At 49.0% G+C, this 15330-nt stretch carries 13 protein-coding genes and 1 pseudogene; 10 read left to right on the top strand and 4 right to left on the bottom strand.

The annotated features are described in order from the left end of the window. The first annotated feature begins 134 nt into the window (after nucleotides 1–134). The 6 genes from AC50X8_RS01650 to AC50X8_RS01625 all read left to right on the top strand — a co-directional run bounded on the left by AC50X8_RS01650 (nucleotide 135) and on the right by AC50X8_RS01625 (nucleotide 6582). Nucleotides 135–1292, top strand: a complete 1158-nt coding sequence (locus AC50X8_RS01650) for a glycosyltransferase family 2 protein (protein ID WP_099519552.1) — start codon at nucleotides 135–137, stop codon at nucleotides 1290–1292. Nucleotides 1293–1316: 24 nt separating this feature from the next. Next, nucleotides 1317–2588, top strand: coding sequence for an aminotransferase class III-fold pyridoxal phosphate-dependent enzyme (locus AC50X8_RS01645; protein ID WP_494858131.1), 1272 nt, complete (start codon nucleotides 1317–1319; stop codon nucleotides 2586–2588). Nucleotides 2589–2623: 35 nt separating this feature from the next. After that, a complete protein-coding gene (locus AC50X8_RS01640; protein ID WP_494858133.1) occupies nucleotides 2624–3655 on the top strand; it encodes a zinc-dependent alcohol dehydrogenase in 1032 nt (343 codons plus the stop codon). 96 nt (nucleotides 3656–3751) lie between these two features. Continuing rightward, nucleotides 3752–4996 (top strand): MFS transporter, encoded by a 1245-nt coding sequence (locus tag AC50X8_RS01635; protein WP_056029847.1) that lies wholly within the window; start codon nucleotides 3752–3754, stop codon nucleotides 4994–4996. Between the two features lie 280 nt (nucleotides 4997–5276). Beyond that, nucleotides 5277–5870, top strand: coding sequence for a DUF1349 domain-containing protein (locus AC50X8_RS01630; RefSeq protein ID WP_494858135.1), 594 nt, complete (start codon nucleotides 5277–5279; stop codon nucleotides 5868–5870). A gap of 67 nt (nucleotides 5871–5937) precedes the next feature. After that, complete coding sequence (locus AC50X8_RS01625) at nucleotides 5938–6582, top strand: HAD family hydrolase (RefSeq protein ID WP_056029835.1); 645 nt, start codon at nucleotides 5938–5940, stop codon at nucleotides 6580–6582. Here the strand turns inward: AC50X8_RS01625 and AC50X8_RS01620 are convergent. Further along, nucleotides 6537–7385, bottom strand: coding sequence for a helix-turn-helix transcriptional regulator (locus tag AC50X8_RS01620; protein ID WP_494858775.1), 849 nt, complete (start codon nucleotides 7383–7385; stop codon nucleotides 6537–6539). The two genes, AC50X8_RS01625 and AC50X8_RS01620, sit on opposite strands and share 46 nt — an antisense overlap. Nucleotides 7386–7727: 342 nt before the next feature. Here AC50X8_RS01620 and AC50X8_RS01615 point away from each other — a divergent pair, with 342 nt between their 5' ends. After that, nucleotides 7728–8549, top strand: a complete 822-nt coding sequence (locus AC50X8_RS01615) for a uroporphyrinogen-III synthase (protein ID WP_494858137.1) — start codon at nucleotides 7728–7730, stop codon at nucleotides 8547–8549. A gap of 101 nt (nucleotides 8550–8650) precedes the next feature. Beyond that, nucleotides 8651–9610, top strand: coding sequence for a hypothetical protein (locus AC50X8_RS01610; RefSeq protein ID WP_494878265.1), 960 nt, complete (start codon nucleotides 8651–8653; stop codon nucleotides 9608–9610). Nucleotides 9611–9660: 50 nt separating this feature from the next. Here AC50X8_RS01610 and nagZ read toward each other — a convergent pair whose 3' ends face one another. After that, nucleotides 9661–10968, bottom strand: a complete 1308-nt coding sequence (gene nagZ / locus AC50X8_RS01605) for a beta-N-acetylhexosaminidase (RefSeq protein WP_056029823.1) — start codon at nucleotides 10966–10968, stop codon at nucleotides 9661–9663. Nucleotides 10969–11221: 253 nt separating this feature from the next. Between nagZ and AC50X8_RS01600 the strand changes: the two genes are divergently transcribed. Next, on the top strand, nucleotides 11222–11815 hold the full coding sequence (locus tag AC50X8_RS01600) for a GntR family transcriptional regulator (protein WP_494878263.1): 594 nt from the start codon (nucleotides 11222–11224) through the stop codon (nucleotides 11813–11815). Between the two features lie 63 nt (nucleotides 11816–11878). Beyond that, nucleotides 11879–13048 carry a helix-turn-helix domain-containing protein gene (locus AC50X8_RS01595; protein ID WP_494878261.1) on the top strand — a complete coding sequence of 390 codons (1170 nt, stop codon included), beginning with the start codon at nucleotides 11879–11881 and terminating at the stop codon, nucleotides 13046–13048. Nucleotides 13049–13177: 129 nt separating this feature from the next. Here the strand turns inward: AC50X8_RS01595 and AC50X8_RS01590 are convergent. Both AC50X8_RS01590 and AC50X8_RS01585 read right to left on the bottom strand, forming a co-directional pair. Beyond that, nucleotides 13178–13776, bottom strand: a pseudogene (locus AC50X8_RS01590) (Rpn family recombination-promoting nuclease/putative transposase); the annotation flags it as partial. Between the two features lie 433 nt (nucleotides 13777–14209). Next, nucleotides 14210–15115: an RraA family protein gene (locus tag AC50X8_RS01585; RefSeq protein ID WP_494827446.1), complete on the bottom strand. Its 906-nt coding sequence runs from the start codon at nucleotides 15113–15115 to the stop codon at nucleotides 14210–14212. Nucleotides 15116–15330: the final 215 nt, after the last annotated feature.

Here is a 15330-nt window from a genome sequence, read left to right as displayed (position 1 = left end):
AACATACACTGTAACCAGATTCTATTCCAGTCACACGTCATAAATTCCAAAATTAGATAGAGTCGAGTCGAAATAAAGGGAGGGCAGCTGGCGTCGAACGATGTTGAAACTATAAATCACGTGGAGGAGATTACATGCTACACACAGTTATTGTGCCAGTAAACCAGGATTATAACATTTTGAACTTATTTACGGATTCATTGCTGCGGACAGTAAGCCCATCCACCCAGATTATCTTCATCAATGACGGTTCCGGCACAGCAGTCAGACAGCATTTGGATAAGCTTCAGTCAGAGTGCAAGGAAGGCGTGACGGTGGAGATTTTGCAGCACGACTATCCGCTTGGATGCGCCGTTTCTATTAATAGCGCGCTAAAAATTGCACAGGGGCAATATATTTATTTTCTCGATTCCGACACGATTCTGAATCACAATTGGCAGCAGCTCATGAGCGAAACGCTGGACAGCAGCGATGAAATCGGCATGGCAGGCGGCGTGCTGCTGTATCCGCAAACAGGCGGCGTCCAGCATTGCGGCATTGCATTTGCGGATACGATTGGCCGTCATCTATTTCTAAACGCGTCGCCAATGGATATTCCGAAGCAGACGTTTTCCGTGCAGCTCGTCATTTTCGCAATGTTTGGCATGAAGCGCGAAGTGTATGAGAAGGTGGGGCTGCTTGATGAAAAGTTCTTCAACGGCTACGAGGATTTCGATTACCAGATGAGAGCGCGTGCAGCCGGCTATGACATCGTTATTAATCCGGAAGTTTTGGCCTATCACTGGGAGCGCAGCAGCGGCATCCACCGCAGCTTCAATCGCAAAAACAACCTGGCCCGCTTCTGGAAAAAATGGGGCAGCGACATCAAGGCCGATATTTGGCCGTTCATGTTTGACCATCTGAAGTCGCATCTGGAGCAGCAGGATGCAGCAGCGGCATCGCTGCCGATGATTGGCGTCGATTTGGCAGAAGTGCGCAGCGATGCGGATATGTTCTGGAGCCAGCTTCGCGAGGCAGAATTCGCTACGCTGACCGAGGTGTACGACTATTCGAACCGCTTCAACTCGAATGGGGCGATTTGGCTGCCGCAGGTGCTGGGCAAGGAGCTTATTCAGAGCCGCAGCCGTCTGCTGTTCCTCGTAGACAACTTCACGCGTCTGCTGGAAAACCGCTACTGGATTGAAATGCGCCACGCCCACCGGGCACAGGATTTGATCATTGACCTCTATGGCAATGTCATCTCCATCGACCGGATTTATGAAAGCTGCTGGCCAGGAACTAAGGTGCGCTAGTACGCGCTAAATGGAGGAGAAACCATGAAGACGAGAGAGGAGCAGGCGGTATTTACTCAAAGCCTGCAATGGTTGGAGCGCGTGCAGCAATTGATTCCGAGCGGATGCAGCACGCTGGCAAAGACGCCAGAGCGCTTATTCCCCGGCGAAACGGCCATCTGCTGCGTAGAAGCCAGACAATCCAGATTTATCGATATCGACGGCAATGAGTGGCTCGATTGCGAGATGGCGATGGGCACCGCCTCATGGGGACATGCCCGTGAGGAAGTGCAAGCGGCGATTGTAAAGCAGCTCGCCAAAGGGACAAGCTTCTCGGTGCCCGCTGATGTAGAGCTGACGGCAGCGGAGCTTATACTCGCCCGCTTTGAGCAGCGTTATGCAGCACTGCGCTTCTGCAAAGGCGGAGCCGATGCAGTTAGCGGCGCAGTCCGGCTGGCAAGAGCTTACACCCGCAGGCCAAAGGTGATGTCGACGGCTTACCATGGCTGGAGCGATTGGTCAGCCTATGGCTATTACGGCGGAGACGCGGAAGCGATGGGGATTCCGGCGGAAATCCGCAGCAGTACCGTTTGGGTGCCGCATGCAAGTCTGCGGCGGATCGAAGACGAGGTGCGCCGGCATGGCGACCAGCTGGCCTGCATCGTGTTATGTCCGAACGAGTGGCAGCGCGAGGAGCTGGCCAAGGTGATGGAGCTGGCCGCACGCCACAGCATTCTAATCATATTTGACGAGGTAACATCTGGCGCAAGAATGGGCAAGCAGGCGACCGCAGGCGAATACGGGCTGTGGCCGGATATTCTTTGCTTGTCGAAGGGGCTGGCCAATGGCCTGCCGCTGGGCGTCGTACTAGGCTCAGAGCCGATTATGCGGCTATGTGGGCAGGTCAAGTTCAGCAGCGCCCATTCGAGCGAGACGATTGCACTGGCAGCGCTTATTGCCTGCGAGAAGCTGATGCAGGCGGCACCGAGCTGGCCAAGCTGGCGCGGCGGTACGCAGAAGCTGATGACAGAGCTGCAGGCGCAGCTGGATGTGCTGGGACTGACAGAGGAGCTGGCCCTGCACGGCACCTATGCGAGCTTCTGCCTGAGGTCGCGGGCGGAGCAGGACTTTTACCGTGATCCCTTCCGCGCTTATATGATGAAGCGGCTCGCTCAGCAGGGGATTTTTACGAAGGGATTTTTCGTCTTCTCGGATGCTCATTCGGAGGCGGAGCTGTTGCTTGTACAAGAGTCGCTTAAGGAAGTTTTGCTGGAGTGGAGCAAACAAGAACATAGATCCAGCAAGTCGGCTGTTTAGACGATTATTCACAAATCGAAAGAGGAGGCAAGTTAATGAAAGCATTAGTATATCAGGATTATCGCAAGGTGGAACTTCTGGAGATGGAGGAGCCAACCATCGTATCGCCGACAGGCGTCAAGGTTAAAATTTTTGGCTCGGGCATTTGCGGAACGGACCTTAACATTGTAAAAGGAAAAATTCCGGCCAATTCCGGCACGATTATCGGTCATGAAGGCGTTGGCACCGTCGTTGAAGTCGGCCCTAAAGTAAGAAGTGTTAAAGTGGGCGACCGTGTGCTCATTGACCCAACCCAATCTTGCGGCATTTGTTCTTACTGCCGTGAAGGGCTGCACTGCTACTGCGAAAATTTCGAGGATCATCAGGTTGGCATGACCATCCACGGCACTTTCGCGGAATATTACGCAGGCGAGGAAAGATACGTGTTCAAAATTCCTGACACGATGAGCTGGGAAGCGGCCATGATGGTCGAGCCGCTGGGCTGCGTGCTCAACAGCTTTTTGAAAGCTCGCGTTAAACCAAGCGATTCGGTGCTTGTGCTTGGCTCTGGCGCGATTGGCTCCTTGTGCCAGCTTGTTGGCAAGCGGCTTGGCCGCCTGACCGTTGGCACAGAAGTGGATGAATACCGTAAAAGCTTCGCTGCAAACATCGCTGATTATGTGTTCCATCCTCAGGAGCTGACGCTGGGAAAAGTGCTCGAAATTAATAATGGCCATAAATTCGATATTATTATTGATGCGGTCGGCAATCAGCTGCATGTTGCTCTTGAGCTGATCGGCAAAGGCGGCAGAATTATTCCTATGGGCTATGACGACAGCTATGAAGTATCGTTTAAGCCGACGGATTTTATTAACAACGGTGTCAATGTCATTGGCGATGTAGCGGTTCATCAAATGATCAGTACGGCGCTCAAGTTTGCTCAAAGCTTGCCGGAGCTCGAAAACATGGTCACTTCAACCAAAAAGCTGCAGGACTACGAAGGCGCTTTTAATGAAACGATTGGTTATGACATGAGCACAGGCGCGCCAAGAGCGATGACCTCCGTTAAGACAGCACTTATTTCATAAGGTAGGGCAAGGCAAGGGCGTTTTGGCTGCGCGGCGAAAGGCTTACGGGGCGCCGCGCAGCAATGACGCATGAAGAAGAGGGGATGAGCCTTAAAGATGAAGCTGCTTGCCGATTTGCCAAAAAATCCGCGGTATTCGATTTTTCTGGAGCCGCTCTGGGCGATTCCTGGAACGATCGTTTTGTTTTATGCGCCGCTCTATATGAAGGATGCGGGACTGAGCGATATTGAAATTGGGTTGATCAATTCCATAAACCTGTATTTTGCTTTTGTGTTTCAGTTGTTTGCCGGGTCGATTACGAATAAGCTGGGACGCAAGCGCACCTCGCTCATTTTTGATATTGTAGCCTGGAGCGTTCCGATGTTTATTTGGGCGTTCTCGCAAAGCTTCTGGCTGTTTATGATTGCCTACTTATTAAATGCGACGTCCAAGTTCGTCACCGTGTCGTTCAATTTGCTCATTATTGAAGATGTCGAGGAGCGAAAGCGACCGAAAGTTTTTGGCATCATGAATATGATTATTACCGCAGCAGGAGTGCTTACACCGCTAGCGGGCTTTGTCATCGCCGATTTTGGTATCGGGAAGACGCTTGCCGTCATTTATTTTGCCGGAGGCGTAATGATGACGATTATGTTTATTGTAAGAAACCGGCTGACAGAGGAGACGGAGGCGGGCAAAGAGCTCATTGAGGTACATAGCCAGACCAAGGTGCTGAAAAGCTTGGGAGCCAGCCTGCGACTATTTGGCAAAGCGTTTTATACCCGCCGGTTGTTCCCGATTATTATCATAACGGTACTGTCGAATTTTATTTTGCAGCTGAATTTTTTTCAGGTCGTGTTTTTCAAGGAGGAGCTGCATTTCGGCGATTGGACAATTTCCTACATTCCAGTCGTCACTGCGGTAACGGTCATGGTGTTATACTTGGTCGTCATTCCCCGGCTGAAACAACGCTCGGATGAAAAATATGTCAGTCTGTCGATTGCCTTATGCACCGCCGGCTCCTTGCTGCTGCTCTTTATTCCTTCCGGCAATGTGCCGCTGCTCATGCTGACGATTATTATATTGGCGGCAGGAACGTTTATTTTGCAAACGTACCGGGATGCGCTGCTGATGAATCGCCTTGGCACGCATGAGAAAGCCGATATGTTTTCGGCCGTACAGACGGTCATGACGCTTATTGCCATTCCCTCCGGTTATTTGACGGGACTCCTCTATAATTACAGTCCGAAGCTGCTGTTCGCCGTCATTGTTGCGCTGTATATGGTGCTCATGGCTGTCGTGTTTTTCCTCCCGGTTCCTTCCAGGCAGCAGCAGGTGATGAAAGCGAACCATCACGTCTAATAACCATTTGCAAGCAAAAACGATTTCGTCGTCCTTCCAGGACGCGCGAAGAGCTTTGTCGGAGAAATATAAGCCTATTTGAAGTGCAAAACTTATAAATTCTTTTATTTCAAGGTGAAACGGCCGAAAGCCGTCCTCCGGCGGTGCTGCACGTTTCAGTCCGAGAAATATAAGCCCATTTATAAGGGGAAACTTATAAATTCTTATATTTTGGCAAAAGAAGGTTTTAAGCTAATTAGGTCGAATGGTTATACAGAAAATGGCTACGGAGGGATAATTAATGATTAATGTATTGAATCATGAAACACGCGATACACTGGCTTGGATGAACGAGCCATCGCAGTGGCAGTTCACAGAGCAGGGCGGCGTGATCATTGAGGCGCCACCGGAGGCGGATTTTTTCTGCGATCCATCAGGCAAGCATTTTGCCAGCTCAGCTCCTTTTTTGTATGCTCCAGTCAAGCGCTCCTTCGAATTAACGGCGCGACTTACGGTGGAGATGAAGCAGCAGTATGACTCTGGGTGCCTTATGCTGTACGTCGATAGCGACAATTGGTGCAAATTATGCTTTGAATTCAATGGTCGGGCAGCCTCGATCGTCTCGGTCGTCACCAAGGACGGCTGGTCAGATGATTGCAACTCGGAAGAGATTCAGTCGGACAATCCGTATTTGAGAATCAATAAAGTAGAAGACTGCGTGTCCTTCTATTATTCGCCTGATGGCGAGGATTGGAGGCTGATCCGTTATTTCGGCATGCGCACACCTGATGAAGTAAAGGCCGGTGTCGTCGCGCAATGTCCGAAGGGCAGCGGCAGCAGGGCCGAGTTCAGCTTTGTCCATCTCACCGAGCCGAACGTGGAAAGCCGATTTTAGCAGCTGCAAGCTGAAAGTCGCTGGCGGTAAGCTGCAAGTAAAAGCAGGAAGGTAGCTGATAGTAGCGATGAGTCTGAAAGCGATCATTTTTGATTTCGACGGCTTGATTATGGATACCGAGACACCTTGGTATTATGCTTTCCGCGACATTTATCAGGAGCATGGCGTAGAGCTGTCGCTGGGCCTGTGGTCCCGCAATGTGGGCACAAATTTCGACGAATTCAATCCTTTTCATTATTTGGAGGAAGCGCTGCAAACGCCAATTGACCATGACCATATTAAAGAGCTCTCTGAGCAAAAATATGCCGTATATATTGGCGAAACCGGGCTATTGCCTGGGGTTGCGGAGCTGCTGGCGAGCGTGAAGCAGCGAAATCTGCACCTTGCGGTTGCGTCCAGCTCTACGCGTGACTGGGTTCATAGCTATTTGAAGAAGCTTGGCATCTTTGAAGCTTTTGATGTGATTCATACCTCTGAAGATGTGCAGCGGGTGAAACCTGACCCGGAGCTGTATGAGCTTACGCTGGCACGGCTTGGCATTGATGCCTCAGAAGCCATCGTCTTTGAAGATTCGCCAAATGGTTTGAAAGCTGCGAAGGCGGCTGGCATCCGCTGTATCGTGGTGCCGAATGAAGTGACACGGGATTTGGAATTTTTGAATTATGATCAGCGGCTTGCCTCAATCGCCGAATTTGATTTCGAAGCTTTGTAGCTTTTGCGCAGCACCATTGGCGAGCAGCCTTCATGCTTTTTGAAAACGGAGCCAAAATAACTCGCGCTATTAAAACCGACCGCCTTGGCAATGTCATTAGCTGTCATGGCATCCTCATGAATGAGCATTTCTTTTGCCTTGAGCAGTCGGTAGCGGGTTAAAAAATCGAGCGGGGTCATCGCATATTCTTTTTTGAACATGCGATTCAAATGCTGCTCGGTTATGTAGAGCTGCCCGGCCAGCATGGATAGGGAAATGTCGAGATGATAGTTTTGCTTAATATAGGTCAGGATGCTGGACAGCTTCGGTGTATGCTCCTTGCGTTCAGGGACGAGGTAAAGGTCCTTGGAGAGCTTCAGCTTGATAAGCAGCATATACAAGAGTGCTGATCCTGTGAAAATACGCTCCTGCCGGGTGGATTGCTGGCTTAAAATAATCTCGTCAATGAGCATTTGCGGAGCGGGATCAAGCTGAAATACGGAAAGGTTAGCGATATGTAAGGCTTGCAAAAATGCTGGCAGCAAATAACCGGTGAAGGTTAAATATTTGATGCTTAGCGTTTCACTAATTTCGCACGAAATAGAAGCGGTGTGGGAAAAATAAAGAATGGCAACGCCTTCCTGCAGCTGAATTTCCCGTTCTTGAAAAACAAGGCGGCCTGTACCTCCTACGCAGTTTACGATTTTGTAATCAGGGCTGCCTCCAGGGCAACGGTCGGGCTCAGTGACGGTAACGCTTCCAGATCCGGTAATCAATAGGGGGAGCTCGTTGTAGGTGCTGCCTGTGTCTATTGCTTCCTGCATCAAATTCCTCTTTTCTCCTAAAAGTGGAATAAAAGTGAGACTCAAACTGCGAATACCTGAATTTCAATTGGAATTATAACATAGATAAAGAAATATATGTTATATCTAGTTTTCGATGTTTTTCTCTGTTTTTCGCTATCTTTCGTTAATGTCGAATATTTGTAATGATGTAAAGAAACCGCCGTTCTTGACTTTGAGAACGGTTTTTTTTCATGTCAGCAACAAGTAAAAAAATGTAAAACAAGTTTTGCCTGCCTTGAAATGGCGACAGTTTTTTATGCTTATGTTAAAATATATGACAAACACAATAGAAGAAAGCATGGTGACGGGGTAAGCATGGGAATGGAAGCATTGAAGGGGAAACGACTGGTCATAGCAGGATCTCGAAAAACAGAGGAAATGAGCGCCATCATTGAAAAGCAGGGCGGGACAGCGCTCGTGCGGTCGCTTCAGGGTTTGACACTGCTGGATGAGGAAACGCTGGAAGCACCGCTGCGGCGGTTTGCGGCGGAGGGGGCGGACTGGGTCGTCTTAACGACGGGCATTGGCTCGGAGACGCTTGCCAGCAACGCGGAAAAGCTGGATATAAAGGAAGCGTTCTTGGAGCAGCTGACGCAAGCATCGATTGCTTCCAGAGGCTACAAGACGACGGCTTATCTTAAGCGTACCGGCTTGAAAGCGGTTGTTGCAGATGATGATGGCACGGTGCAAAATCTAATCGAAAAGCTGGCGGAGCATGATTTTGCCGGCCAGCGTATCGTCATTCAGCTGCATGGCGAGCCGTCGCCTGAGCTGGAGCATTTTTTTGCTGCTAAAAAAGCGGGTGAGGTTATTTCGCTGCTGCCCTACAAACATGTTCCGCCCGAAGTAAGCGTACTTACTCAGCTCATGGAAGAGCTCGCTGCAGGCGAGGTTGACGCGATCTGCTTTACAACAGCTGTTCAAGTCCAGTATTTATTCCGCTATGCGCGAAAAATAGGTCTTGAGCAGCAGCTCCTGGAACTATTCGCTGGTCAGGTGCTGGCAGCAGCTGTGGGCAAAGTAACTGCCGAGGCGCTGCAATTAAATGGCGTACAACGATATATCGTGCCGGATATTGAACGAATGGGTGCGATGATTATTGAAGTGGCGCATTATTATGAAGCGCAAGGCTTAACCCAATAAACGAATGGCTCATTCGAGTACGTTTGGGCTGCACCCTTTTGAATGGCTGCTTCGTCTTAAGCTTGTAGTCGTTGCATCATTTGTTTAAAGGGGGAGATATAATGGGAAAAAACAGCTTGTTCATATTGTTGCTCATATTGACTATATGTTTAGGTGCATGCTCCTCGGAGGTTAAGCCATCTGGAGAAGCTTCGGCTGCCGCAAGCGGGACAGCGGAGACTCCAACTGTTTCTAATACGCCAGCGGATGACGGAACCAATGCTGGAGCCGCGACGACGGAGCCCATCGCGGAGCCGACAGCAGCGCCGCTGCTGGATACTGCTGTGCTTGGCAAAGGTGCATTTGGCTTTGCCGATGAAGCGGGCAAACAGCTGCTAGTCAGCTCGGCTGAAGGGGGCAGCGAGCAGTGGGCCAGCTTCAACCTCGCGGTTGGTCACAATGGGCAGCTGCTCAAAATTAAATACAAAAATGAGCAAAAGGCGACCGAAGCCGATAACGGTAGGCAAACGGCGCAAAATTTTGCAAACCAGCAAGGCCAGCTGTTTGAGGTCGTGGAGGGCAAGGCGGAGCCGAATGAAACGTATTTTCTAACCGATGATCAGTCGGTAAAACCGGAAATGCTGCTGTCCATAGCTGATACAAGAAGCGGGCAGGCAGCAGATGATGTGAAGGCGGCCATTGCCAAGAGCAAAAATCGCAGCGTAGAGAAGCTATGGCCGCTTGAGGAAATAGGCGCTGAAGGAAATACCTTGTATTTGGTGCAGTTTGAGCGTCAGGGCAAGGACATGCTGGCGAGTCTGGCACTGCAAACCGCAGACGGCTTTATTTTTCAAGACTATCCAGCCGAGTTCGATGAAAGCTCGACGTGGCGGGTAGACGATGGTGGTGAGGTTATGCCGGAAATGTTTTCCTTCCTATTCGCTGCGAAGACAGCTGAAGGTATCGTTCTCGGAGTTAAATGGATGGGGGCGGAAGGGGAAAACGTATCGTTCCTTTCGGAGCAGGATGGCAAGCTATCCGAGCTTGACATCAGCTATGGCCGTTATATGTCGCCGGTGTAAAGCAATACTAGAAATTTAACCGATTAAAGAAGAAAAAGCGCCGAATGCTTCTATTTAGAAGCGTTCAGCGCTTTTTTAATTTGACGGTTGACCGCATCAACGTTAGTACGGCTGATAAGCTCATCTTTTAGCGTAAAGGCGCTTTTGAGGCGGATGATCCGATAGACGCTGTCATCGAGTGTTTGCATGGAGATATCGCCGGTTTTGACCGCTTTTTTTAGCGCCTTCAGCACAGCGATCTGCTGCTTCGCATCATGTCCGACAAGAAGAATATCGTTGCCCGCTTGAACCGCTTTGACCGCCGCATCCGAAATGCCAAAATGCTTCGTAATGCCGCCCATCGTCATGTCATCCGTGATGACAACACCGGTAAACCCGAGCTTATCCCGTAATAAATCGGTAATGATCGCCTTGGATAGGGAAGCGGGATATTGCTTGTCCATTGCTGGAATAAGCAGGTGGCCGATCATGACAGCAGGGGCTTGCTGCTTTATCGCTTCTTTAAAGGGCAGCAGCTCGAATTGCTCCAATTGCTTCAAGCTTTTGTCCACTACCGGCAAGTCCAGATGCGAATCGACTGACGTATCGCCATGACCGGGAAAATGCTTGACAACGGGTACGACATGTCCCGCTTGTATGCCCCTCATCGTCTCGATGCCGCTGGCAATGACGCTTTCCGCTGTGGAGCCAAACGCCCGGTTGCCAATGACCGGATTGTCCGGGTTGCTGTTAATATCGAGCACAGGGGCAAAATCCATATTAAACCCAAGGGCATACAGCTCGGCGCCGATAGCTTCACCTATTCCATAGGCGTACTTAGGTTTATTTTTGCTGCCAATAGACTGGGCGGATGGAATTTTCACGAAATCCTGGGGCATCCGGCTCACGGTTCCCCCTTCCTGGTCGATGCTGAGCCACAGCGGGACGGGATTTTTCTTGTTTTGTTTTTTAAGCTCATTGAGCAGGGCTAGCGTCTGCGAAGCGTCGGTAATGTTTCTTTTGTACAAAATAAAGCCGCCTACATGATACGTATTTATCATTTCGATGGCATCTTCTTGAAGGGTTGTACCTTCCAGGCCAACAAGCACGAGCTGTCCGATTTTCTCATCGACCGACATGCCGGCGATTTCTTGTTTGATTAGGTCAGGCGCTTCCGTCACAGTTGGCGTAGGCGATACAGCTGGAGTTGCTGCTGCCGACTCTGCGGGGGAAGGGCTTGGCGCCTCGGCAGTGGCTGGTTGATTAGAGCCGGAGTTGCTGCCGTTGCTGCTATTGGCAGGATCGCTCGCGCTGCCGCAGGAACTCGCACATATAACGAGAAATGAAGCAAGAAGTATTGAGGTCATTTTTTTAAGCATGTGGGAAAGTTCCTCCTTTTCTTGCAATATCTCCTTTAGGCCAGCTTCTCATACTTTATGCAAAGTTAGAAGCAAAAGCTGTCGCTAGGGCTGTTGCGGCATCATTTCCAAAATTGGGTTGTTAAGCAGGAAATGAGCCGATATAATGGAAGTAGATAAATTAACGATAATCGATAATTTGGAATAGGGACGTGTTCATGTGCCAGAAAATCCAGCAATCGTACCAATTCATTCTATTAGTACACATGTGTATATGAAGCTCAAGAAAGAGATTTTGGCTGGCGAGCTTCAGCCGGGTGCCCGCCTTATTGTACTTGAAATCGCCGGCCAATTCCAGATTAGCCAGGCTCCTGTAAGGGAGGCGCTTGAACGGCTCAAGCAGGAAGGGCTCATTATTGGCGTTCCGAACAAAGGCTCGGTGGTCTCCAACATAACGGCGAAGGAAATCAAGGACTTGTTCGTGCTGCGTGAAATGATTGAAGGCTTCGCGGTTAGGCAGGCGATGCCGCTGCTGACGGAGCAGGATTTTTCCGAGCTGGCGGACATTATTGAGCAAATGGATCAAGCTGTTAAGCAAAACGATATACTGAGCATTTTGGAGCTGGACATGGATTTTCACGGTTTTTTCTATCGTAAATGCGACAACGGGGCCATATTAACGTTATGGAAGGATATGAAGACGAAGCTTATGCGGTTTATGGCAATTTCCAATCGGCATTACACGACACTAGGGCTGGCAGATTACCATACTGTACTTATTGACGTACTGCGCAAAGGGGATGTTGCAGCGGCCGAGCAGGCGTTTATCGAGCATATGCACGCTTACAAAATCATTCATCTGGATTAGGCCGCGACGAAAGTCGAGGGGCAACTTGCTTGTTAACCTTTCAATTTAAAGGGGAAATGGAGCATGCTGAAAGAAGAGAAATGGCTGAAAGACGATTATATGCTGACTTGGATGAGGGATCGTTTGCTGCAGGAGCTAATGTCGGAAAGAGGCGGCGGCCGAACGAATATGAAGGAGCAGCTGGCGAAGCTGAATATAAACCCTTATTTTACGTATCCGGCTGTAGCTTTGCTTGCGCCAGCGGCCTATTTTCATCATGAGCATGATCGGGTCGGTTATATGGAGAAAATAAGAGAATATTTGCAGCCGCGCATTCCGGCGGGAAGTGTTCTTTTTTTAGATGAGGAGCATCGGCTCGTGCTGCTGTTTTCCTGGGTGTCGAAGAAGATGCTCGATAATGTGCAGGCGATGCTGGGTGAGCAATTTTCCGATCCGATTACGATTGGCGTAGGGAAGCCCTGTGGCTATTTGCATGAAGTGAAGCATTCTTATGAACAGGCAGGGCAGGCGCTTCAGCATCAATTTTATCAGGGCATTGGCGAAATTATTTATTATAGTGAGCTTCGTGCTTATGTGCCGCTTCAGGACTATCCGGAGCATAAGGAGAAGGAGCTGTACGATGCTTGCCAGGGGGCGACGTCGGAAGGGCAGCTCGAAGAAGCGGTAAAAGTGTTTTATCGCAGTGTGATGCGCGGCGGGCCGATTGCTATTTCACACATGTATGAGCTGACGCTGCGTTTGCTCGTGGGAATGGAACGAAGAGTGCTAGCTGATACGGATGCCGCTGTAGCTAATAAACCTTATGAGATTTTATCCATTCTAAAAATGAAAACGCTTCATGAGCTGGTTCGCTGCGTCAGCGAATTTGTAACAAGCTTGTGGAAGGCGGTGTCGCCTTATCAGGGCGAGAGCCATCGCAGCATCATTAAGAAAACGATGTATTATATGGAGCAGGAATGCCAGCATGTTTCGCTGCAAAGCGTGGCGGAGAAGGTGTATATGACGCCGACCTATTTGAGTTTGCTGTTCAAGACGAATACCGGTAAAACGTTCATCGAGCATTTGACCGATATCCGCATCGACAAGGCGAAAGCCATGCTCAAGACGACGCATTTTAAAAACTACGAGGTGGCGGAAAAGGTAGGCTATCAGGATTCACGCTATTTTAGCCAAATTTTCAAAAAACGGGTTGGCTTGTCTCCAAGCGAGTACCGGGAGTCAGCGGGGCATTAGATTGGGAAGCATAAAGGAAGAGGGAGCCCGCGTAGTGGCGGACTCCCTCTCTGTTATAGATAGTCTGAATGCGTAATTATTTACAGAAATGGTATCCAGTTATAATGCTCTTACCTCTGCTTCATTATGAGGCAGCATTTGGTCGCTTAGCTTGGAAAGCTCCATAAAGTGAACTTCAATATCATCCGTTAAGGCGAGGCCGGAATGGTCTTCCCGCAAATGGAACACGTTATGATAACGGTCATTAGCCAGGAAGTAATAATTCAATATATTAATGGTCACACATTTTTTGAAAATATAGAAAAGGATATGATTTTTTCATCCTTTCTCTCTATTTCTCGGAATGAAACGCGCTGTGCCGCCAAAGGATGGCGAAAACCGTTTCACCTTGGTTCTTTATACGTATTTCCTTCCTGCAATTGACTGGAGTACCGTTTGCTCCAATAAAACAGAGTACGTTTCTCTATATCGTATTTGTTGAATAACTGCATTTCAATATTAATCAGCTTACCCTCAGATGTTTTGGCCCAAATGTCAAAAATGGACTGTTTGTCCAACGGAGCATCCTTATCCGTATAGGGGTTTAAAAATACAATTTCAGTTAGCGGAGGTTCGTTTGACTCGGCAAAAGTGCGATTTAAAAAGGCGAGCAATACATCTTTATTTTCTTCACTGCCAAAAATGCGCTTAAAGACGAAATCATTACGAGGATCAAGCAATTCGTTCATCCCAAATTAGCTCCATTCAACATGATTATACCATGCAAAATAAGAAACCGGAATTTACTAAACGAAAGTTGATCAATTTGTGGAGTGAGGGATTACAGGGAGAGAACATGTTGGCACAAATACAGTTGAAAGCATGGTATGGTTTAATCGAACTAATGGTTATCCAGTGAAAATAGAAAATTGATAAAAATGTAGATAATTGTCAGTATTTGTTTATGACAAAATATTATATTGCATACAAGAGTGAGCGATTTGGCGAAGCGATGTCAAAGGAAGAGGCTATTAAAAAGTACTTCGAATTGAAGGGAGAATTCAAAGATTTATGCATTCTGGTCTACGACAGCAATGATAGACTGATTAAACGGATTCCTAAAAAGGGTTAATTGAAAAATGCGAAAAGGTCAGGAAAATTTTCCTAACCTCCTTTTGCGTTCTATAGACGCACATCGCTCCGCGGCCCATCATGCTCTCTCTTCTTCGCATCCTCAAGCTCATCGTCCCAGCTCAAATGCCGATATTCCGCTGCGGCATCATCGTTGTTAAACCAGTCGATGAAGTCCTGCCAAAGGGCTGTATTCCACGCAGCGTCTATTTGCGCCGTTGAATACACCTGCTGCTTAAGGCGAATGAAGCCGAATACGTCGCGCACCTGCGACTTCTCCGCCTGTACAACGGTCAGCTCAGCCAAATGCGGCGGAATAAAAATAACCCCCGCAGGCGTGCCCAGCACGACGTCCCCTGGCATGCATATCGCCTTGCCGATACGTGTTGGCACGTTCATTCCGACCATCGTCACATCGGCAATCGCTGTCGGATCGCTGCCCCGATAATAGACATTAATGCCGCCGATTTCCTTCACCTGCTGATTATCGCGAATACCGCCCCAGATTACAGCGCCGCCGCGCTTCGTGCGTGTGGCAATCGCCGTAGATAAATTGCCGCCAACGTAAGTGCCGCTATGAATTTTATCGAACATGTCCACGACGACGACATCATCCTCCACGAGCGAATCAATGACCCATTGGTTGAAAAAGCCGTGGCGATCCTCCTGTTCATGCCCGTAATCAAGCAGCGTTTCATGCAGGTCGGGGCGCTTGGGCACCATGACCGCAGTAACTGCACGCCCGACCATCACCTGCTCGGGATGCATGATTTTGAACTCTCCTTCGAATTGAAACGTATAGCCGCGATTCCACAGCGGACCCCATGCTTCCTCCAGCGTTATTTTTCGCATACGGCGCAATATATCTTCATCTACTTTAGGGCGGCCATTCTCAAAGCGCTCACCCTCCCAAAGCGGGGTCAATTGCCTTATATCTTCCGGATTATCGAACTTCATCTTGCAGCACCTCTTTTCGCTACTGTAATTGGTTCAAGGGTAGAACTGTTCAAGCTATAGTTTTATTGTTGCAGGCAGCGACAAATTTGTCGATGCGACTTTTTTACGGTAATCAGCAGCGGACTATAAAAAAATCCAACCATATCATAAAATTGTCTCCTTCATTTATGAAAGCGTTTTCGTATAAAGTAAGGCTAGACAAAAAGCAACTGACT

The organism is Paenibacillus sp. JT22N15 (genome assembly GCF_059383755.1).
This window is presented reverse-complemented; position numbering and strand designations above follow the sequence as displayed.

Excerpts from the sequence above, each read along its gene's own strand:
- AC50X8_RS01640 (WP_494858133.1), top strand. The coding sequence starts at position 2,624 with ATGAAAGCATTAGTATATCAGGATTATCGCAAGGTGGAACTTCTGGAG.
- AC50X8_RS01615 (WP_494858137.1), top strand. The coding sequence starts at position 7,728 with ATGGAAGCATTGAAGGGGAAACGACTGGTCATAGCAGGATCTCGAAAA.
- AC50X8_RS01625 (WP_056029835.1), top strand. The coding sequence starts at position 5,938 with ATGAGTCTGAAAGCGATCATTTTTGATTTCGACGGCTTGATTATGGAT.
- AC50X8_RS01645 (WP_494858131.1), top strand. The coding sequence starts at position 1,317 with ATGAAGACGAGAGAGGAGCAGGCGGTATTTACTCAAAGCCTGCAATGG.
- AC50X8_RS01595 (WP_494878261.1), top strand. The coding sequence starts at position 11,879 with ATGCTGAAAGAAGAGAAATGGCTGAAAGACGATTATATGCTGACTTGG.
- AC50X8_RS01650 (WP_099519552.1), top strand. The coding sequence starts at position 135 with ATGCTACACACAGTTATTGTGCCAGTAAACCAGGATTATAACATTTTG.
- AC50X8_RS01600 (WP_494878263.1), top strand. The coding sequence starts at position 11,222 with ATGAAGCTCAAGAAAGAGATTTTGGCTGGCGAGCTTCAGCCGGGTGCC.
- AC50X8_RS01620 (WP_494858775.1), bottom strand. The coding sequence starts at position 7,385 with ATGCAGGAAGCAATAGACACAGGCAGCACCTACAACGAGCTCCCCCTA.
- nagZ (WP_056029823.1), bottom strand. The coding sequence starts at position 10,968 with ATGCTTAAAAAAATGACCTCAATACTTCTTGCTTCATTTCTCGTTATA.
- AC50X8_RS01610 (WP_494878265.1), top strand. The coding sequence starts at position 8,651 with ATGGGAAAAAACAGCTTGTTCATATTGTTGCTCATATTGACTATATGT.
- AC50X8_RS01585 (WP_494827446.1), bottom strand. The coding sequence starts at position 15,115 with ATGAAGTTCGATAATCCGGAAGATATAAGGCAATTGACCCCGCTTTGG.
- AC50X8_RS01630 (WP_494858135.1), top strand. The coding sequence starts at position 5,277 with ATGATTAATGTATTGAATCATGAAACACGCGATACACTGGCTTGGATG.
- AC50X8_RS01635 (WP_056029847.1), top strand. The coding sequence starts at position 3,752 with ATGAAGCTGCTTGCCGATTTGCCAAAAAATCCGCGGTATTCGATTTTT.